The sequence below is a fragment of the Burkholderia mayonis genome (genome assembly GCF_001523745.2).
Taxonomy (GTDB): domain Bacteria; phylum Pseudomonadota; class Gammaproteobacteria; order Burkholderiales; family Burkholderiaceae; genus Burkholderia; species Burkholderia mayonis.
In genome coordinates this window covers 2174427-2194226 of record NZ_CP013386.1, presented here as the reverse complement: position 1 = coordinate 2194226, position 19800 = coordinate 2174427, and the positions used below count along the sequence as shown (strand labels likewise).

Annotated in this window: 17 protein-coding genes, 1 tRNA gene and 1 pseudogene; 11 read left to right on the top strand and 8 right to left on the bottom strand. The window is 65.1% G+C overall.

Features of this window, described 5'->3' with window-relative positions; all coding sequences use genetic code 11:
* Positions 1-658: 658 nt before the first annotated feature.
* Both WS70_RS10810 and WS70_RS10805 read left to right on the top strand, forming a co-directional pair.
* A complete protein-coding gene (locus tag WS70_RS10810; protein WP_059597788.1) occupies positions 659-1501 on the top strand; it encodes an oxidoreductase in 843 nt (280 codons plus the stop codon).
* A 114-nt stretch (positions 1502-1615) separates the two neighbouring features.
* Positions 1616-1692: transfer RNA gene (locus WS70_RS10805), tRNA-Pro, on the top strand.
* A 310-nt stretch (positions 1693-2002) separates the two neighbouring features.
* Here WS70_RS10805 and WS70_RS10800 read toward each other — a convergent pair.
* Both WS70_RS10800 and WS70_RS10795 read right to left on the bottom strand, forming a co-directional pair.
* Complete coding sequence (locus WS70_RS10800; RefSeq protein WP_059469571.1) at positions 2003-3196, bottom strand: DUF3443 domain-containing protein; 1194 nt, start codon at positions 3194-3196, stop codon at positions 2003-2005.
* 10 nt (positions 3197-3206) lie between these two features.
* On the bottom strand, positions 3207-3695 hold the full coding sequence (locus WS70_RS10795; RefSeq protein ID WP_059597787.1) for a DUF2844 domain-containing protein: 489 nt from the start codon (positions 3693-3695) through the stop codon (positions 3207-3209).
* Positions 3696-4004: 309 nt separating this feature from the next.
* Between WS70_RS10795 and bamC the strand changes: the two genes are divergently transcribed.
* Complete coding sequence (gene bamC, locus WS70_RS10790; RefSeq protein WP_059597786.1) at positions 4005-5213, top strand: outer membrane protein assembly factor BamC; 1209 nt, start codon at positions 4005-4007, stop codon at positions 5211-5213.
* Between the two features lie 315 nt (positions 5214-5528).
* Here bamC and WS70_RS32840 read toward each other — a convergent pair.
* A pseudogene (locus WS70_RS32840) lies at positions 5529-5684 on the bottom strand (group II intron reverse transcriptase/maturase); the annotation flags it as partial.
* A 535-nt stretch (positions 5685-6219) separates the two neighbouring features.
* Here WS70_RS32840 and WS70_RS10780 point away from each other — a divergent pair.
* Positions 6220-6510 carry a putative quinol monooxygenase gene (locus WS70_RS10780; RefSeq protein WP_059469567.1) on the top strand — a complete coding sequence of 97 codons (291 nt, stop codon included), beginning with the start codon at positions 6220-6222 and terminating at the stop codon, positions 6508-6510.
* Between the two features lie 49 nt (positions 6511-6559).
* On the opposite strand, the gene WS70_RS10775 is transcribed toward WS70_RS10780, so the two are convergent.
* From WS70_RS10775 to WS70_RS10765, 3 genes are all read right to left on the bottom strand, one after another.
* Positions 6560-6817: a hypothetical protein gene (locus WS70_RS10775; protein WP_059469566.1), complete on the bottom strand. Its 258-nt coding sequence runs from the start codon at positions 6815-6817 to the stop codon at positions 6560-6562.
* A gap of 149 nt (positions 6818-6966) precedes the next feature.
* Positions 6967-7239 (bottom strand): hypothetical protein, encoded by a 273-nt coding sequence (locus WS70_RS10770; RefSeq protein WP_059469565.1) that lies wholly within the window; start codon positions 7237-7239, stop codon positions 6967-6969.
* Positions 7240-7483: 244 nt separating this feature from the next.
* Positions 7484-8206: a YdcF family protein gene (locus tag WS70_RS10765; protein ID WP_059597785.1), complete on the bottom strand. Its 723-nt coding sequence runs from the start codon at positions 8204-8206 to the stop codon at positions 7484-7486.
* Between the two features lie 199 nt (positions 8207-8405).
* Between WS70_RS10765 and WS70_RS10760 the strand changes: the two genes are divergently transcribed.
* On the top strand, positions 8406-8723 hold the full coding sequence (locus WS70_RS10760; RefSeq protein WP_010104120.1) for a hypothetical protein: 318 nt from the start codon (positions 8406-8408) through the stop codon (positions 8721-8723).
* Between the two features lie 162 nt (positions 8724-8885).
* On the opposite strand, the gene WS70_RS10755 is transcribed toward WS70_RS10760, so the two are convergent.
* The gene (locus WS70_RS10755) at positions 8886-9137 is read right to left on the bottom strand and encodes a hypothetical protein (RefSeq protein WP_108033935.1); all 252 of its coding nucleotides are present in this window, start codon (positions 9135-9137) and stop codon (positions 8886-8888) included.
* A 208-nt stretch (positions 9138-9345) separates the two neighbouring features.
* The gene (locus WS70_RS10750) at positions 9346-9747 is read right to left on the bottom strand and encodes a transposase (RefSeq protein WP_010104117.1); all 402 of its coding nucleotides are present in this window, start codon (positions 9745-9747) and stop codon (positions 9346-9348) included.
* Positions 9748-10162: 415 nt separating this feature from the next.
* Between WS70_RS10750 and WS70_RS10740 the strand changes: the two genes are divergently transcribed.
* The 6 genes from WS70_RS10740 (at position 10163) to infB (ending at position 19764) form a co-directional block, all read left to right on the top strand.
* Positions 10163-11065 carry a LysR family transcriptional regulator gene (locus WS70_RS10740; protein WP_059469563.1) on the top strand — a complete coding sequence of 301 codons (903 nt, stop codon included), beginning with the start codon at positions 10163-10165 and terminating at the stop codon, positions 11063-11065.
* 421 nt (positions 11066-11486) lie between these two features.
* Positions 11487-12761, top strand: coding sequence for an SMC-Scp complex subunit ScpB (gene scpB, locus WS70_RS10735; RefSeq protein ID WP_059469562.1), 1275 nt, complete (start codon positions 11487-11489; stop codon positions 12759-12761).
* A 63-nt stretch (positions 12762-12824) separates the two neighbouring features.
* Positions 12825-14507 carry a 23S rRNA pseudouridine(2605) synthase RluB gene (gene rluB, locus WS70_RS10730; RefSeq protein ID WP_059597784.1) on the top strand — a complete coding sequence of 561 codons (1683 nt, stop codon included), beginning with the start codon at positions 12825-12827 and terminating at the stop codon, positions 14505-14507.
* 304 nt (positions 14508-14811) lie between these two features.
* Positions 14812-15273, top strand: a complete 462-nt coding sequence (gene rimP, locus WS70_RS10725; RefSeq protein ID WP_004193908.1) for a ribosome maturation factor RimP — start codon at positions 14812-14814, stop codon at positions 15271-15273.
* Positions 15270-16745: a transcription termination factor NusA gene (gene nusA, locus WS70_RS10720; RefSeq protein WP_010104097.1), complete on the top strand. Its 1476-nt coding sequence runs from the start codon at positions 15270-15272 to the stop codon at positions 16743-16745. The genes rimP and nusA overlap by 4 nt, the downstream gene beginning before the upstream one ends.
* 91 nt (positions 16746-16836) lie before the next feature.
* Positions 16837-19764: a translation initiation factor IF-2 gene (gene infB, locus WS70_RS10715; RefSeq protein WP_059597783.1), complete on the top strand. Its 2928-nt coding sequence runs from the start codon at positions 16837-16839 to the stop codon at positions 19762-19764.
* Positions 19765-19800 lie beyond the last annotated feature (36 nt).

Below are 19800 nucleotides of genomic sequence, written 5' to 3'. Positions count from 1 at the left end.
GAAATGGCGTGCGATGGACGCGCTGGACCGGTGTCCGCATCGTTGATGTCTCCCTATCTTTGTCGTGACTGGCGCGCGAGCGTGCGCGTTGGCTGGCGCCGATGGTTTGGCGCAGTGTGGCATAGCCTCGCTAGAGGGGCCGCACCAAACATCGGCGCGTCGTGCTGCGCTGCAAGGAGGCGCGTTGCAGCGGGAAGGGCGCAATGACGATGATATGAATCAAACGCTCGTATGACGTTCGCATGATGCGCGCATGACGGTGCGGTTGGCGAGAAGCGACGCGCGAGTTCGCCGAGAAGCGGTCGTTTTAGGGGTACCCGGCTATCTGGCGGATCGTGTGCGCAGCGGCAAACGCTCGGCAGGCGCGGGATTGGGGCGGAACGGCGCCGCTGTCTGCGACGTCCGGATCGCGTGCCGTTCACTGGGCGGGCACGCGATGCGATCGACGTTCGAGCACTCGGATCGCGGCGGAAACGGGCGATGCGCACTCGGCGACCCGTCGCGGCGCGGGCCGGGCGAGACACCTGCCGGCTCCGTCGTCGGCAACTGCGTAGTCCGCGTGATCAGTTTCTACAATGGCGCACTTGACTTGCGCGGATCGATCGGCGAGGCGCTACGATCGTCCTGTTGCTCGTCTCGATCGGATCGGAGAGTTCGCATGACAACGCACGCATCTGGCAAAAGGGTCGCGCTCGTGACGGGCGCGTCGTCGGGGATGGGCAAGGCGTTCGCAAAGGCGTTGCTCGCCGAGGGGATGACTGTCTATGCGGCGGCTCGCCGGGTTGAGCAGATGGCCGATCTGGTCGCGCTCGGCGCAACCGTACTGAAGATGGACGTCACGCGCGAAGCGGACTTGCGGGCGGCCGTCGAGCGAATCGAGCGAGAGACGGACGGCGCCGACGTGTTGATCAACAACGCCGGATTCGGAATGTTCGGCGCGATGGAAGAGACGAGGATCGACGACGCGCGCTACCAGTTCGAAGTCAACCTGTTCGGCATGGCGCGGCTGACGCAGCTCGTGCTGCCGTCGATGCGTGCGAAGCGCGCGGGGCGCATCATCAATATCTCGTCGATGGGCGGCAAGATTTATTCGCCGCTCGGTAGCTGGTATCACGCGACGAAGCACGCGGTCGAGGGCTGGTCCGATTGTCTGCGGCTCGAACTGCAGCCGTTCGGCATCGACGTCGTGATCGTCGAGCCGGGCGCGATCGTCACCGAGTTCGGCGACGTGATGCTTGCGCCGATGCTCGAGCGTTCGGGCAATGGTCCGTACGCGAAGATGGCAGCAGCGGTTGCCGCTGCGACGAAGATGCTCTATCAGGACGGTCGCGGTTCCGATCCGCAAGTGATCGTCGATCTGATCGTTCGCGCGGTGCGCGCCCGTCGACCGAGGACGCGCTACGTCGCCGGCAGGTTCGCGAGGCCGACGATGTTTGCGCGCAAGTGGCTCGGCGATCGCATCTTCGACAAGCTGGTGATGCTGGCGATGAAGCAGGCGTGAGCAATGAGCGAATACGAATGCATCGGTGCATGATTCGTGGCGACATTGCATCGAATGGAATTTGCATCTCGACAGTTCTATTTGATCAAAGTGTCTGTTATACTTTCACGCTTTCGGGGCGTAGCGCAGCCTGGTAGCGTACCTGCATGGGGTGCAGGTGGTCGGAGGTTCAAATCCTCTCGCCCCGACCAGATCAAAACCCGCACAGCGTAAGGCTGTGCGGGTTTTTCTTTTGCACGTGAGTTTTAGAGCAAGCTGGGTGTCGTCGATGTCGCGATATCGCGTGACGACGTGATTCAAATGCAGCTCGTCGAATGCGGCGCAACGTGTCTTGTAAAAGCCGGGCGGAATGTCATGAATCGGAGGGGGCGCGTCGTTCCAATCGAGCGCCGTCGTTCAGAACTTTCATGCGATTTTTCAGTTTCCGGCCCTGCGCGATGTGAGCGCAAGCCCGGCGCGACGAGCAGCGTGACGGGAAATGCTCATGCGCGAGCGCCCGCGCTAGAACGCATAGTATGGCCCGGGCCCCGCAGGCGTCGGCCGTGTTTCGATCGCGGTATAGACGCTGCGTCCATAGAAGAACGGCAGTCCCAGGTCGACGACGTTGCCGATCGGACCGGCAAGATCGTCGAACGCTAAGTTGACCGTCGAGAATAGCACTTGCGAGCTGGCGACCTGGAATGTCGTCGCTTTCGCCGTCGTGCCGTTTCCGCTGCCGAGCGCGATGCCGAAAGTCTGCGTGCTGCCCGGACAAAACCACGATCCGCATTGCGGCAGCGACGCATCCGCGAAGAAGATTCCGTTCGAGCCGCTGTCGAAGAACGTGCGCATGTTGGTGTTGCCGTTCAGTACGCTCGTCACGTAGGCGCCCGACGAGGTCGTCGCGAGCGGCGTCGCCGAGCCGAGTCCGTTGTCCGCTTGCGTGCCGATGCCGAAGATCAGCGAGCCGTTGACCGTCGCTGAGCCCGTTGCCGGAATCGCCGGCAGCACGATCACCGAGCCGTTGTTGTCGCTTGCGAACGCGCCGACCGGATTCGCGATCTGCTGCGCAATCGGCTGCGCCGCGCTCGCGCATGCGCCGCTCGCCGTGCACGCGTAATACCAGCCGGACAACGCGGTACTCGCACACGCGGCGCCGCAGTCGGTGACGAAAAGGCCGATGCCGAGAATGCCGTTCGCGCGCAGCGTTCCTTGCGTTTGCATCGGCCCGGCGCTTTGCGTGCAGTCTGCAGGCGTGTTCGGCGTGCTTGGATCGGCGATCACCTGGATCGGAACGTTCGACGCGACTTCGCCTGCGATCTTCACGTCGGCGCGGCGCACGGCGCCCCACGTAAAGCCCGTGCCGAACACCGCGCATGCGCCCGTGATCGGCGTGCCAGCGGTCGGCATGATCGGCAGCGCGACGCTCGACGGCAGCGCAGACGCGAGGATGCGCAAGCCATCCGAACCGGTGTCGACCTGCACGTTGTCGATCGTTTGGCATTGGCTCGTGTTCGGCACGCAGATGGTGACGGTCGTCATCAGTATGTTCGCGGCGCCCGTGACGCCCGCCGACACGGTGACGGGCTGCACGTTCGCCGCGGTGGACGGCGCGACACTGGTTCCGTTCGTGTTCGACGCCGTCGAGCCGCCGCCACCGCATCCGGCGAGCATTGTCGCGAGTGCGGCGATGCACCACGCGATTTTGATGGTCATGGCCGCCTCCTTACTGCAGATCGTCGATCGATATGCCGGACGGCACCGCGCCGGGCAGCCACGCACGGCCGACGTACGCGCGCATGCGACCGCCGGCTTCGACGACGAAATCCGATTGCGCGATTCGCCCGGCATGGAGCCCCGTGCGGGCGCGCGCGTCCGTCGAGACAGCGTGGCTTTGGTAAGTCGCGAAGCGGTCGCCGAGAAGCTGCCGCAGGTTAGGCGACGTCGGGCCGTCCCACGTGTACGCGAAGACCAGTCCGGCGCGCGTCGCGTACTCGCGAATCGTCGTGCCACCTGTGTCGACGTAGCTGCGCATCGTGACGGCGCCGCCGAACAGCGGGGTCGAAGTTTGCGCGAACGTGCGGGCGGACGGGTTCGGGGCAGTGCTGCCGAGTTGCGATTGCGCTGCGGCGGGCGCGAGTGCTATGGCGGCGGCAACGAGAAGGACGCTCGCTGGGCGGCGGCGCGTTGGGGGCAACGACCTTTTGTTGTTCATGCGACTACCCTCCGCAAGTGGATACGGTTGGGGTCACTGTCCCATCAATGATAGTGAGTCCCGGCGCGCGCATCGGCTCGATTTTCGGAAATCGGATGCTCGTTATCCCTAGGCGGCAACGTGAATCGTTGCACATCGATTCGATGTCGGCATGCCCGCCAGGGCGCGCGCGAGCCAAGAAAGAACGCAGTCGTGTGAATAAGACTGTGTAAGATTGTGCGCTTTTTGCACGGTTCGCCGCCGGATCGGTAAAATAGAAAATTAACTCACGGAAAAGTCGCCGTGACCTAGTGGAAGGATTTCCTGAACATGACTGATCTTCGTCTTACCAAGCGGTTCGCAGCACTGCTTGCAACCGGCGTGCTCGTTGCCGGCTGCAGTTCGCCGTCGCCTACGAAAATCGACTACAAAAGCGATTCGAAATCGAAGGAGGTGTCGCTCGCGGTGCCGCCCAACATGCTCGACGAGACGCCGGATCAGCGTTCGCTGCCGCCGCAGGGCGGGGCGACCTCGCTTTCCAGCCTGCAGCAGGTCCAGCAGGCCGCGCCGCCCGCCGAGGCGGTCGCGCCCGCCGTGCCCGGCATGCGCATCCAGCGCGACGGCACCGAAAGCTGGCTCGTGATCGACGACAAGGTGCCTGCGCAAGTCTGGCCCCAGGTGCGTCGTTTCTGGCAGGAGCAGGGCTTTCTGCTCGTCGTCGAGCAGCGCGACAAGGGGGTGATGGAAACCGACTGGAACGAAACGCATCCGCAGATCAACGACGGCCTGATCCGCGACGTGATTTCGAAGGCGATGGGCAACTCGTACGTGACGGCAGAGCGCAACAAGTATCGCACGCGCCTCGACGCGGCGCCGAATGGCGGTACGTACATCTTCATCAGCCAGAAGGGAATGCGCGAGGCGCTGACGGGCTCGAACAACGATTCGAGCAAGTGGGAGCCGAAGCCGAACGATCCCGGTCTCGAAACCGAATACCTGAAGCGCCTGATGGCCGTGCTTGCGCAGAACGATGCGCGCGTGAAGGCGGGCGGCGTGCCGATCACGGACGATGCGGCGCCAGCAAGCGGCACGAAGACGTCGAGCAGCAAGAGCAAGGACGCTGCGGCGGCGATCGCCGCGCAGAACGTCGCGAGCGCGTCGACGTCGCGCGGTCTGAGCGAAGCGGCGGTGCCGGACGTGCCGCCCGAAGTGACGCTCGCCGAGCCGTACGACCGTTCGTGGCTGCACGTCGGCCTCGCGCTCGATCGCGCGAACTTCACGGTCGACGACCGCGATCGCACGAAAGGCCTGTACTACGTCCGCTACGTCGATCCGAAGGATCTGAGCGTTGAGGAGCAGGGTTTCTGGAGCCAGTTGTTCCACGGCAAGAAGGAAAAGAAGGCGAAGCAGTACCTCGTCAACGTAAAGGCGGTGACCGAGGATCAGACGCGCGTCGCGATCGTCGACGACAAGGGCGACGTCGACGCGTCAGCGCCCGCGCGGCAGATCATGTCGCTCCTCGTCAATCAGCTGCGCTGACGCTGCTGCCTGCGGCATTCGCCGCGAAGCCTGCGAAGCCCGCCTTTCGGCGGGCTTTTTTTGGTGCGCCCAGCATGGGCGCACTTATATGGACGCCTCCCGGTTTGCCAGGTGATATTCATGTTCGGCGGACAGGATCAGGCTGCAGACTTATATCCGGCCTACGGTGCGGATGTCGGTCCGCTGACCCTGATGGAATTTGCTGGGGAAGGCCTCAACTCCGGGAAGTCCTCGAAGGACCTACGCCCATTCAGGCTTGCTTCCCCACGGTCCGACCTGTTTTGCCATCACACGTACATCAACTTGCGCAACCTATTGGCGATCCACCTCGTTCAGCAGCACATTGGCCAGTAGCGGCGATAGCGGCCCGCCTTGCGGCGTACCTTCGTACCGCCCACTGACCACACCGCCATCCATGATGCCGACCACAAGGTAATGTCGGACCCGCCGCAACACGGCTTTGTCCGCGATCGGTCAGACCACCTGACCGCCCCTATCCCGATCGTCCGCGCTGGCAGTTGCTGCGGATTCGAGCATACGTGTGCGAACCTGCCGCACGCCCGGCGTGTTACGTAACGTCACCCCGTAACGAACAGAAGGAATGCGCATTTTCGCTGAACGTTTGAGAATTAATCGTTAAAAATCAAACGATTGCGAATTCGTTCTCGGTTGGCACGGAAGCTGCTCCTTCTATCGTCAACCAAGCAATCAGGGAGGACGCCAGAAAACGGCCCGGTTCGACTACGCGTGCCTCCCACCTAGTGCGGATGTCGACGTTTCGGGCAGTCGCCGTTACTGGTGAACTGCCGTATTGGACGATGACCCGCGTATTCGCGCGGGTCTCGGTGGCCCCGTCGCCTATCCTCGTAGGGCGACGGTTTTGCCCGCGCTTCTTGTGAAGCGCGGGCTATTTTTTTGGGGGAGCGGCCGAGCGTGGTTCCGCAGAAGTCCGCCTGCGCCGATTCGCGTATGCTGAGTCCTTTGTCACACAGCAAAGGAGATCTGCATGTCCGAAGTCGCCGTCGTCGCGCTCATCGTCGCAAAGCCGGGTGCGGAAGCGAAGCTGTTGGAACAACTCGAGGGAATCGTCGGGCCGACGCGCAAAGAAGAGGGCGCGTTGCAGTACGATCTGCACCGCGATCTTCAGGAGCCGCGCCGTTTCATCTTCATCGAGCGCTGGGCGAGCGAAGCTGCGCTCGCGGCCCATGCGCGATCCGCGCATATCGACGCGTACAAGCGTGCTGCGTCGGATTGGATCGAGAGTGCGGAGATCCGCGTCGCATCGAAGATCGCGTAGCGAAGAGAACGGGCCGCGCGGCGCGCGGCACAGTGACAAGCATCGGCGATCAGTGCGATGGGTTCGGGACGTCGAGGATCAGGACGATCGTCCAGTCGGCGTCGCCGTCGTGGTGGTACTGCCGCTCTGCGACGATGAACGGCTGCTGCTTGCCTTGCGGACCGAGGAAAAGCACGTCGCCCTCCATCGGCAGGCATTCGATCGGCGGCAGCGCGAGGAACGCATCATCGGAGCCGCGCGGCATCAATTGCTTGATCTTGCGGGTCGCGGCCTCAGTCCATTCGATGTCCAGTTGTATGTTGCTCATTCAGTCCTCCGCACCGGAGTGCGCACGGTTGGAAAAGTTCGGTGCGCGACTTTAGCATAATGCGCGGCGCGCTCATTCCGGCGCGCCAATGAAAAAGCCGAACCCGGCAGATCCGGATTCGGCTTTTGCGCAAAAGGGGCGTACTGTGCTTATTCGCTGGCAGCGCTTGCCGAAGCTGCCTTGGCCGCCTTCTTCGCGCCCTTGTGAGCGGCCTTCTTCGGGTGATGCTTGTGTTCGTGCATCGGCTTCGCTTCGGCGGCTGGCTCGGCAGCCTGTTGCTGCTGCAGCGCTTGTGCGCGTTGCTCGATTTCGGCGATCTTCGCCGGATCGGTGATCGTCTTGATTTCCGTGCTTTCTTGCGCATGGGCTGCGCCAGCCAGAGCCGACACCGAAACCAGGATAGCCATGGTCATCTTCTTCATTGCTTACCTCCGCTAAGTGGTGATAGACCCGAGTGTTGCCGATTTGTCTGGCGTCTGCAATCGAGTGAGCCGAGTTTATCAAAAGTGACGGATCAGTGCATTCGATTGCGTCATGGCGGTTGACTGCGTGGATCGAGCGCAACAGTGAGGCAATCCGTCATCCCTGCGCAATCCACTCACACGGAATCGGTATCGGCGGCGGAGAGGCCGCGACGATCGGGCGCGTGGAAACCTGCGTGCGCCGCTAGTACCAGCCGAGACGGCGATATACATGGAATTGCGCGATGCCGAGGATTTCGTGCAGCGCTCGCTCGGCGTTGACGAGGTTGCCGGTGCGCGGCAGCCAGCCGAGCTGCGCGTCCCGGTGGTTCGCGTAGACGGGCTGCGGTGCGATCCCGAACCGCTCGAAATCGAGGAGCGCGCGCCGCATCTGGTAAGACGAAGTGACGAGAATCAGATCATCGTAATGTTGGGCGCGTAATATGGCAGCCGTGAAGCGCGCGTTTTCGTAAGTCGTGTGGCTGCGCTGCTCGCGGATCAGGTCGCCGTTTGCGACGCCGCGCGCGAGCAGATAGGGCGCATACGTGTCTGCTTCGGTGATGCCACGGAACTGCGGATCGCCGCCCGACACGATGACCCTGCAGCGCGTCGCCGTTCGTTGGCATGCCGAATAGAGTTCGGCGGTCTTGTCGATGCGGGCGAGCGCGTCGCGTGGCGGCGCCGCGATGCCGTTGGGGCGCTTGATACCCGCGCCGAGCATCACGATCGCGGTGTCGCCCGTCATCGTCGGACGGGCGACCGGCTGTACGCCCGATTCCGCGAGCGCGATGAGCGGCGCGGCGAGCCAGCCGGACGCGAGCAGCCACAAGAGCGCGATGCCCGCGACGAGTATCGCGATCGCGCCGGGGTGTTTGCGGCAGAGCAGAAAAACGACGAAGAGAAGTCCAAATGTGGTAAACAGAATCAATTTGATTGGGGTAAGGTAGTTTTTTAGGCACGGTTGGTGATCTGTCCCCGCGTTGCGCGAACGAAGCGTCGGGGAGCGGGTCGGAAGAAGTGAGGGGATTATAAGGATCCCTCTTGAGCTGCGTGGCGGCGCCGGCGGGCGGAGACCCGGGCCGGCGGGGCCGCTTTGCAATGTCGCTGCACTTTAAGAAAGAATCGAGATGGCCACGTATTCCAACGAAGCAGTGCTCGACGCGCTGAGGCGTGTCCAGTACCGTCAGGTTCCTTGGGCGAGGCGTCCGGGTGTGTTCGAATACCTGCGTGCGCTCGGCTTGATGGATACGGTTCGGCAGAAGACTGTCGCGCCTGCGCCCGGTTTCCACGCGCCCGTCGATATCGCCGTTTTGACGGACAACGGCCGGGTTGAATTCGCACGGCTCGAGCGAGACGAAAGGCAGCCCGATTGGGATGCGCGCCGGACCGAAGATTACGCGCTCAGCGAAGCGAGCGCCGTGTCGATTCTCGAAAGTCGCTTGTAGCGCCGCGCACGGCGCCGCATCATCCGCACGAAAAAAAGCCCGTATCGCGAGGATACGGGCGGTACCGGGTACATAGCTGCTGCCACGCTGTGCTCATGGCAAGGTTGAGACTCGGCGAGTGCCGAGCAGTTCCCGAGCATGCGGTTTTTTCCCTTTGCTGCTTCAATGATGGTTCGAGGAGCTCGGCGGACGTTGCGCGTCATTGCGCGCGCGTGCATTGCTGGCGATGTCGCCGCGCAGATCGCCACGCGGCGCGTTCGGCCGTGCGCCGGGTGCGGCTGCATCCGCTTGCGAACGGGCGACTCGTTCCCGCTGTCCATGCTGCTTCGGAGGAAATTGGTCGGCGTGCGAAGGAGCAACGAGCGCCAGCGAAACGACAATGCCGCATGCCTTGAGAAGTGACATGGGTTTCATCGTTGGGAGCCCCCTTTTCAAGCCGTCGGACGGCTCATTGATATATACCGCTAAGGTAAGCGGGGGAGCGAAGGCGCGTTGTAAATATTAGTAAATAGATGTATCGCTTGATCGCATTGTCAGGAGTCCGTGCGAAAAGGCGGCAGCGCGCCGCAGCAGCGGGCGCCGAAAACGATTCTGGGCGGTCGGTGCCGCCCAGAAATTGAATTCATGCCATCTTGACGGGAGCGCGCCAGGATTCCGGATTGGTCCAGAACGCGCCGCGCAGACGATCGCGGCTCGGCGGCGCGGGCGGTTTCACCGCGCTCGCGCCGATGCGCCCGCGCAGCGAGATCTGGCGGCCGCTCGAACCGAGGCGTTTCACCACTTCGGCGAGCGTGCCGTCGGCCTGCCATTCGTCGAAGCGTCGACGGCAGGTCGGCGGCGACGGATAGCGGCCGGGCAGCTTCGACCAGCCTTCGCCCGTCGACAGCACCCAAAGAACGGCGTTCACCACCGAGCGCGCTTCCACGCGGGGACGACCGCGGCGCTCACTGCGTGCAGGCTCGGAGCAGAAGAGTCCCTCGAGCAGCGCCCATTCGTTGTCTCTCAAATCGTCGAACAGCATCATGTCCTCACCTCAGCGAAGCTAACTCCGGTGCGCCGCCCTGCGCGGCGCACTCGTCGGGCACTCGATGCAACGAGTGCCGGGGGAGGCATCGGCTCCATGCAGCAGCGGATGTTGCGCGATCCGCCGCGAGAAGCCCGAAAGCCCGCAGCCCTGTGCGCCTGCTAATGCACGAAGCGTGCCACGTTGGCGACGACCACCCCAAAGCCGCCTGGCAGCGAGCTGACAGCCGCGTCAGCTAGGGGCGTATAAGACGCCAAAAAGACCGTCGAGCAAATAAGGACAATCACCAATCTTGTGCAGTCTGGCCCGTGAGACGTGCGTTTCAACGCGTGCTGCACCGCACCGACACACGGCACGGCATCGCGAGGACGCAATACAATCGCGCATCGATGCGTCCGATTGATGAGGAAATCCCATGAATATCACGCTGAGGCAGTTGCGCGTGTTCATCGAGGTCGCGCGGCTCAAGAGCTTCAGCCGTGCTGGCGACGAGATCGGTCTCACGCAGTCGGCCGTGAGTCGGTCCGTGCGCGAGCTGGAGGGCGAGATCGGGCTCAAGCTGATCGACCGCACGACGCGCGACGTGCAGCTGACTGACGTCGGCACGAATTTGATCGCGAGCGTGTCGCGCCTGCTCGGCGACCTCGACGACACGCTACGCGAGATCCGCGAGATCGGCGAGCAGCGTCGCGGGCGTGTGGTCGTCGCGGCGAGCCCGACGATCGCGTGTCGGTTGATGCCGCGCGTCGTCGCCGCGTGCGAGCAGCGCTTTCCGTTCGTCACGCTCGGCCTGCGCGACGACGTGCAGAGCGACGTGCTGCGCAAGGTGAAGTCGGGTGAGGTCGATTTCGGCGTCGTGATCGGGCCGCTCGCGACGAACGATTTGATCAACGAACCGTTGATGACCGATTCGTTTTGTCTCGTCGCGCGCGCCGATCATCCGCTTGCCGCGCGCGATCGCGTGCCGTGGACGGCGCTCGCGGGCGAGCGGCTCGTGCTGCTCGACTACGCGTCGGGCAGCCGGCCGCTGATCGATGCGGCGCTCGCGACGCATCGGGTCGCGGCGAGCGTCGTGCAGGAGCTCGGCCATTCGGCGACGGTGTTCGGCCTTATCGAGGCGGGCGTCGGCGTGAGCGTGCTGCCGTGGCTGTCGTTGCCGTTGCCGGCCGGCTCGTCGCTTGTCGCGCGGCCGCTGGCGCCGCGCGCGGAGCGCACCGTCGAGCTCGTGCGGCGGCGCGACCGCTCGCTGTCGCCGGCGGCGGACGCGGTCTGGGGGCTCGTGAAGGAGATGCCGGCGCGCGTCGAGGATCTGAGCTGACAACGCGCCGCGCAGCCAACTCGGCATGTGACGCGGGGGCTGGTCGCCGCAACGTTCGCCGCTGAGTCTGGATTGGGGGCGGATCGCCGTTCGCATGAGCGGGCGCTCCATCGGCGACCATGGCGGAAGTGGCTTCGGTGACCGTTTTCGTCGCCGCCGACGCGCCGGAGATATGTCTTTTACCGTACGTTCTTTGTCTTTACGCACAGGGCAATTTTGCGTAAGATGGCGCTCAGTCACGCGGTTCCGACTTGGTTCCGCGCTGTTCCGTCCGGTTTGGGTTGGGCTTGAGAGTAGGTTCGCCGCCCCCGGTTCGTGCTCCCATCAATATGACCGATCAGAATCGGGCGAGCGCGTCTTCCGTTCCTTTCGTCTGTTCGATTGATCCGGTTCGCTTGACCACAGGGTCTGACCTAGCTGCATGAATACCCAAGAGGCGAAGATCGTCCTCGAGACTGCATTGATCTGCGCGCAGGAACCGCTGAAACTCGGCGATTTGCGCAAGCTCTTTGCCGACGGCATGTCGGCGGACACAGTCCGAACACTGCTCGAAGATCTGAAACAGGAATGGACCGGGCGCGGCGTCGAACTCGTCGCGCTCGCGTCGGGCTGGCGCTTCCAGAGCAAGCCGGCGATGCGCACGTACCTCGACCGGCTGCATCCGGAGAAGCCGCCGAAGTATTCGCGGGCCGTGCTGGAGACGCTCGCGATCATCGCGTACCGGCAGCCGGTGACGCGTGGCGACATCGAGGAAATCCGCGGCGTCACGGTGAACACGCAAGTCGTCAAGCAGCTCGAGGACCGCGGCTGGATCGAGGTGATCGGCCATCGCGACGTGCCGGGCCGTCCGGCGCTCTACGCAACGACGAAGCCGTTCCTCGACGATCTCGCCCTGAAGGCGCTCGACGATCTGCCGGCGCTCGAGGAGCCGGCCGCGCATCTGGAGGCAAGCCTTCTCGCGCAGCAGGCGATCGACTTCCCCGAAGATGCGCGGGGCGACGGCGGAGCGGCGGCGGATGCATCCGATGCGGATGCTGATGCGGCCGATGCGCCGTCCGAAGGCGCTGACGGCTCGACTGCACGGATTGCCGATCCGACTGATAATGGCGAACGAGTCGATGCCGATGCGAGCGTCGGTGCGGCGCAAGCTTCCGACGAAGTCGATGCGTCGCAGCGGGTCGGCGGCGGTTGCGACGCATCCGAGCATGCTGCCGGCCGAATCGAAGCCGACGAAGCCGTCGATTTGACATCGACCGCTGACAAAGGCGCACCTGCGGAAGACGCACCCGCGTCGCACGAGCATGCGGCGGCGCACGGCAATGTGCAGGATGCAGCGGACGCCGCCACGGCGCCGCATGCCGAGTCGGCCGGCCACGCCGCCGGCGAACGCGCCGAATCGCCCGTGCCGGCGAACGAATACGCACACCCTGTCGCGCGCACGGACGCAGCTCCGGCCGACGCGGCAAATGTAGCAAACCGCGAGGCGGCCGCCGATCCGGCGGCGGCCCGAGCGACGAAGGAAGACCAACGCGCGATCGGCGGCATCCCGCACGATGCCGAGCCGGTCCCAGCGCAGGCGGAGGAGACGTTGGACGACACGTGCGACAGTCTCGCCGACGCCGTGCGCAGTGCAAGCGAGGCGGTCCCCGAGCGCGAACTGCCGGACGACGAAGCGCCAGCGAAGCGTCGCGCCTGAGACGGGCGACCGAACCCTAGCCGTGCCCGCGACGGGCGCGAGACCTGACATTTTGAGGTTGTTTTGACTGATACCCACGACATCGATTCGTCCGAATCCGCGCATGCCGTTGCGACGGCGCGCGCCGACGGCGCACCCGAGCAGTCCGCTCAGGATGCGGGCGGCGAAGACCGCCCGCGCCGCGGCTTGCGACGCGGCCCGCGCAGCTTGATCGCACGCCGCCGCGCAGCGGCGAAGTCGAAGAACGCTGACAACGCCGACAACGCGGAGAGCGCCGAGGCGGTCGCGACCGGCGACGCCGATGCAGGCGCCGGTGCCGCGAAGGCGCCGACGCGCGCGCCGCGCGGCAAGGACGCCGCGGCGAAGACGCCGCGCAAGCCGGCGGCCGGCAAGCGCGAAGGCGCGGCGCGGCAAGGCCAGGCAAAGCGCGGCGCGGCAGCGCCGACGGCCGAAGCCGCTGCGCCCGCCGAGACCGGTCAGGACGATCTGTTCGCTTATGTGATTTCTCCGGCGTTCGATGCCGACAACAATGCGCCGGGCGGCGGCGTGCGCGCGCCGATGCTGCGCCGTGGCCGTCAGAGCCAGCCGAAGCGCGTGCTGTCGCCAGACGACGATGCGCCGAAGCTGCACAAGGTGCTCGCCGAAGCCGGGATGGGCTCGCGGCGCGAGATGGAGGAACTGATCATCGCCGGGCGTGTGTCGGTGAACGGCGAGCCGGCGCACATCGGCCAGCGGATCATGCCGACCGATCAGGTCCGGATCAACGGCAAGCCGGTCAAGCGCAAGCTGCCGAACAAGCCGCCGCGCGTGCTGCTGTATCACAAGCCGACGGGCGAGATCGTGAGCCACGCGGATCCGGAGGGCCGCCCGTCGGTGTTCGACCGGCTGCCGACGATGAAGACCGCGAAGTGGCTCGCGGTCGGCCGGCTCGACTTCAATACCGAGGGCCTGCTGATGCTGACGACGTCGGGCGACCTCGCGAACCGCTTCATGCATCCGCGCTATAGCGTCGAGCGCGAGTACGCAGTGCGCGTCGTCGGCGAGCTCCCCGAGGCGTCGCGTCAGAAGCTGCTGCACGGCGTCGAGCTCGACGACGGTCCGGCGAACTTCCTGCGCATCCGCGACGGCGGGGGCGAAGGCACGAATCACTGGTATCACGTTGCGCTCGCCGAAGGGCGCAACCGTGAAGTGCGGCGGATGTTCGAGGCGGTCGGCCTGATGGTGAGCCGCCTGATCCGCACGCGCCACGGTCCGATCCCACTGCCGCGCGGCCTGAAGCGCGGCCGCTGGGAGGAGCTCGACGAAGCGCAGGTGCGTCGCCTGATGGCGGCCGTCGGCCTGAAGGCGCCGACCGAGGAGAAAGGCAAGCGCGGCGGTGCGGCCGAGCGCCGCCAGCCTGATCCGATGCAGACGTCGATGGGCTTCATCAACCGCGAGCCGGTGCTGACGACCCACGGCCAGCTCGACCAGCCGCGACGCGGCCGTCGCGGTCCGGCGGGCGGTGGCTTTGGCGCCGGTGCGGGCGGCTACGCCGGTCTGCCGGGCTACGGTGGTGGCGGCGCGCGCCAGGGCGGCCGCGACGTCGACGGCAATCGCGCATCCTACGGCGCGGGCGGCAACAAGCGCGGCGCCGGCAAGGGCGGCCGCAGCGGCAATGGCAACGGCAATCGTGCCGAAGGCAACGCGGGCGGCGCACGCGGCGGCCAGCGCACGCCGCCGCAGCGCAATCGTTCGCGGGGCCGCTGAGCGACGCGAAACGGCATTCGCAACTGCGCTCGTATGTTGCGAATGCCTCGCGAAATTGCCGTTTCGGGCCGATTTCGCGGGGTGAAGCTTTGCGTTCGGGCCAAAAATCGCTATAATCGCGAAGTCGCTGGGCGTACGGATTCGATGTGTAGCTCAGGTGCGACCACCGGTAACAAGATGGGCGTTGCGCCCATTTTTTTTTGCCGAAACGGTTGGGCATCTCGGGTAGCGCTTCCTGCGCCGGCTAAGGCGCGCGTCTGCGGGTGAATCGCGAGGGGCGGGCGCGGACACCTGAGAGGACACTGTGCAACTGACGGAACTGATAGAAACTACGGTCACTGGGCTCGGATACGAGCTCGTCGATCTCGAGCGCACCGGGCGCGGCATGGTCTGCGTCTATATCGATCAGCCCGCCGGCATTACGATCGACGATTGCGAGAAGGTCACGCGTCAGCTCCAGCACGTATTGACGGTCGAAAACATCGATTACGAACGGCTCGAGGTTTCGTCACCGGGGCTCGACCGGCCGTTGAAGAAGCTGGCTGACTTCACGCGTTTCGCGGGCAGCGAGGCCGTCATCACCCTGAAAAAGCCGCTGGACGGGCGCAAGACGTACCGGGGCATTCTGCACGCGCCGAACGGCGAGACGATCGGTTTGGAATTTGAGAGGAAGAAGGGCGAGGCGGCCATGCTGGATTTCACGCTGGCTGACATCGACAAGGCCCGCCTGATTCCGCACGTTGACTTTAGGAGCCGCAAACAATGAGTCGCGAAGTGTTGATGTTGGTGGATGCGCTGGCGCGCGAGAAGAACGTCGACAAGGACGTCGTGCTGGGCGCGCTCGAAGCAGCCCTCGCGTCGGCATCCAAGAAGCTGTTCGACGAAGGCGCCGAGATCCGCGTACATATCGATCGCGAGAGCGGCGAACACGAGACGTTCCGTCGCTGGCTCGTCGTGCCCGACGAAGCCGGCCTGCAGGAGCCGGATCGCGAGATCCTGCTGTTCGAGGCGCGCGAGCAGAAGCCGGACGTCGAGGTCGGCGACTATATCGAGGAGCCGGTGCCGTCGATCGAGTTCGGCCGGATCGGCGCACAGGCGGCGAAGCAGGTGATCCTGCAGAAGGTTCGCGACGCGGAGCGCGAGCAGATCCTCAACGACTACCTCGAGCGCGGCGAGAAGATCATGACGGGCACGGTGAAGCGCCTCGACAAGGGCAACTTCATCGTCGAATCGGGTCGCGTCGAGGCGCTGCTGCGCCGCGACCAGCTGATTCCGAAAGAAAACCTGCGCGTCGGCGACCGTGTGCGCGCGTACATCGCGAAGGTCGACCGCACGGCGCGCGGCCCGCAGATCGAGCTGTCGCGCACCGCGCCCGAGTTCCTGATGAAGCTCTTCGAGATGGAAGTGCCGGAGATCGAGCAGGGCCTCCTCGAGATCAAGGCGGCGGCGCGCGATCCCGGCGTGCGCGCGAAGATCGGCGTCGTCGCTTACGACAAGCGGATCGATCCGATCGGCACCTGCGTCGGCATCCGCGGTTCGCGCGTGCAGGCCGTGCGCAACGAGCTCGGTGGCGAAAACATCGACATCGTGCTATGGTCGGAGGATCCCGCCCAGTTCGTGATCGGCGCGCTCGCGCCGGCGGCCGTTCAGTCGATCGTCGTCGATGAAGAAAAGCATTCAATGGACGTCGTCGTCGATGAGAACGAGCTGGCTGTCGCGATCGGCCGCAGTGGCCAGAACGTTCGTTTGGCCAGCGAACTGACCGGCTGGCAGATCAACATCATGACGCCGGACGAATCCGCCCTGAAGCAGAACGAAGAGCGCGATGCGCTGCGCGGTCTCTTCATTGCGCGCCTCGACGTCGACGAGGAAGTCGCGGACATCCTGATCGACGAGGGCTTCACGAGCCTCGAAGAGATTGCCTACGTGCCGCTGAACGAAATGCTCGAGATCGAGGCGTTCGACGAAGACACCGTCCATGAACTGCGCAACCGCTCGCGCGACGCGCTGCTCACGATGGCGATCGCGAACGAGGAGAAGGTCGAGACGGCCGCACTCGATCTGAAGAGCCTCGACGGCGTCACGTCCGAACTGCTCGCGAAGCTCGCGGAGCAGGGCGTGCAGACGCGCGACGATCTCGCGGAGCTTGCCGTGGACGAACTGGTCGACATGACCGGCATGGACGAGGAATCCGCGAAGGCGCTGATCATGAAGGCGCGCGAACACTGGTTCCAGTGAGAAATGACCATGGCGCAATGATTTGCTGGCGGCCGGAAGGCCTGACCCGATGCTAACCGCAAGGAATTGGTCCTTGCACTAAGAGGAATGAATGGCGAGTAACAACGTAGCCCAATTTGCCGCGGAACTGAAAATGCCTGCTGGTGTGCTGCTCGAACAGCTGCAGGCGGCGGGCGTCCAGAAAGCGAGCGAGGACGATGCGCTGTCGGAGACGGACAAGGCGCGTCTGCTCGATCATTTGCGCAAGTCGCACGGCGCGGCCGATGGCGACAAGCGCAAGATCACGCTGACTCGCCGGCACACGTCGGAGATCAAGCAGGCCGACGCGACGGGTAAGGCTCGCACCATTCAGGTCGAGGTGCGCAAGAAGCGCACGTTCGTCAAGCGTGACGACGTGAGCGAGACGGGCGCCGACCAAGCACAGGCGCAGGCCGACGAGCAAGCCGATGCGGAGCTGAAGCGACGCGAGGAAGAAGCGCGCCGCGAGGCTGAGCTGCTCGAGAAGCAGGCTCAGGAACTGCGCGAGCGTCAGGAGCGCCTCGAGCGCGAGGAAGCCGAGCGCCGTGCGCGCGAGGAGGCTGCCGAAGCCGAGCGTCGCCGCGCGGAAGAGGACGCCGCGGCGAAGCGCGCGACGGCTGCCGCACAGGCCGAGGCCGTGCAGCAGGCTGCGGCCGCCCGTGAGGAAGCGCAGCGTGCCCAGACCCAGACCGAGCAGTCGGCTCAGGAAGAAGCACGCGCGGCCGCCGAGCGTGCCGCGCAGCGCGAAGCGGCGAAGAAGGCCGAGGATGCCGCGCGCGAAGCCGCCGACAAGGCGCGCGCCGAGCAGGAAGAGATCCGCAAGCGCCGCGAAGCCGCCGAGGCGGAAGCGCGCGCGATTCGCGAAATGATGAACACGCCGCGCCGGGCGCAGGTGAAGGCGGTCGAGCCGCCGAAGCCCGCCGAGCAACCGGCTGCGAAGGCGGCCGAGGCGAAGGGCACGCTGCACAAGCCGGCGAAGCCCGCCGGCGAGGCGGCCGCGGCCCGTCCCGCGTCGAAGAAGCCGGCGGGCGCTGCACCGGCGCCCGCCGCTGCGCCCGCCGGCGATCGCGCCAAGAAGCCGGGCACCGGCAAGAGCGGCTGGCAGGACGACGCGGCGAAGCGCCGCGGGATCAAGACGCGCGGCGATTCGAGCGGCGGCGTCGATCGCGGCTGGCGCGGCGGCCCGAAGGGGCGCGGCAAGCATCAGGATAGTGCATCGTCGTTCCAGGCGCCGACCGAGCCGATCGTGCGTGAAGTGCACGTGCCGGAGACCATCTCCGTCGCGGATCTTGCGCACAAGATGGCGGTGAAGGCTTCGGAAGTCATCAAGGTGATGATGAAGCTCGGCCAGATGGTCACGATCAACCAGGTGCTCGACCAGGAAACCGCGATGATCGTCGTCGAGGAGCTCGGTCACCGTGCGGTCGCCGCGAAGCTCGACGATCCGGAAGCGCTGCTCGTCGAAGGCGAGACCGGCAGCGATGCGGAGCAACTGCCGCGTCCGCCCGTCGTCACCGTCATGGGGCACGTCGACCACGGCAAGACGTCGCTCCTCGACTATATCCGTCGTGCGAAGGTTGCAGCGGGCGAAGCGGGCGGCATTACGCAGCATATCGGCGCATACCACGTCGAAACGCCGCGCGGCGTCGTCACGTTCCTCGATACCCCGGGTCACGAGGCGTTCACGGCCATGCGTGCGCGCGGCGCGAAGGCGACCGACATCGTCATTCTGGTGGTGGCGGCCGACGACGGCGTAATGCCGCAGACGAAGGAAGCGATCTCGCACGCGAAGGCGGGCGGCGTGCCGATCGTCGTCGCGATCAACAAGATCGACAAGCCGGAAGCGAATCCGGATCGCGTCAAGCAGGAACTCGTCGCGGAAGGCGTCGTGCCGGAAGAGTACGGCGGTGATTCGCCGTTCGTGCCGGTGTCGGCGAAGACGGGCGTCGGCATCGACGACCTGCTCGAGAACGTGCTGCTGCAGGCGGAAGTGCTGGAGCTGAAGGCCCCCGTCGACGCGCCCGCGAAGGGCATCGTGATCGAAGCGAAGCTCGACAAGGGCAAGGGTCCGGTTGCGACGGTGCTCGTGCAGTCCGGTACGCTGAATCGCGGCGACGTGGTGCTCGCAGGCTCCGCCTACGGCCGCGTGCGCGCGATGCTCGACGAGAACGGGAAGCCGACGAAGGAAGCCGGCCCGTCGATCCCGGTCGAGATCCAGGGCCTGTCCGAAGTGCCGGGCGCGGGCGAGGAAGTCATCGTGCTGCCGGACGAGCGCAAGGCGCGCGAAATTGCGCTGTTCCGTCAAGGCAAGTTCCGCGATGTCAAGCTCGCGAAGCAGCAGGCAGCGAAGCTCGAAAGCATGCTCGAGCAGATGGGCGAGGGCGAAGTGCAGAACCTGCCGCTCATCATCAAGGCGGACGTGCAGGGTTCGCAGGAAGCGCTCGTGCAGTCGCTGCTCAAGCTGTCGACCGACGAAGTGCGCGTGCAGATCGTGCACAGCGCGGTGGGCGGCATCAGCGAAAGCGACGTCAACCTCGCAACCGCATCGAAGGCCGTCATCATCGGCTTCAACACGCGTGCGGATGCTCAGGCTCGCAAGCTCGCCGAATCGAACGGCATCGACATCCGCTACTACAACATCATCTACGACGCAGTGGATGAGGTGAAGGCGGCGATGTCGGGCATGCTCGCGCCGGAGAAGCGCGAAGTCGTGACGGGCATGGTCGAGGTGCGCCAGGTATTCAAGGTGCCGAAGGTCGGCGCGGTCGCGGGCTGTATGGTCACGGACGGCGTCGTCAAGCGCACGTCGTCGGTGCGCGTGCTGCGCAACAACGTCGTGATCTTCACGGGCGAGCTCGATTCGCTGAAGCGCTTCAAGGACGACGTGAAGGAAGTGAAGCAGGGCTTCGAATGCGGTATGTCGATCAAGAACTTCAACGATATCGTCGAAGGCGATCAGTTCGAAGTGTTCGAGGTCACGGAAGTCGCGCGTACGCTGTAACATCGGCGTGACGGCTTGAATGGGCGGGTCGGGCTT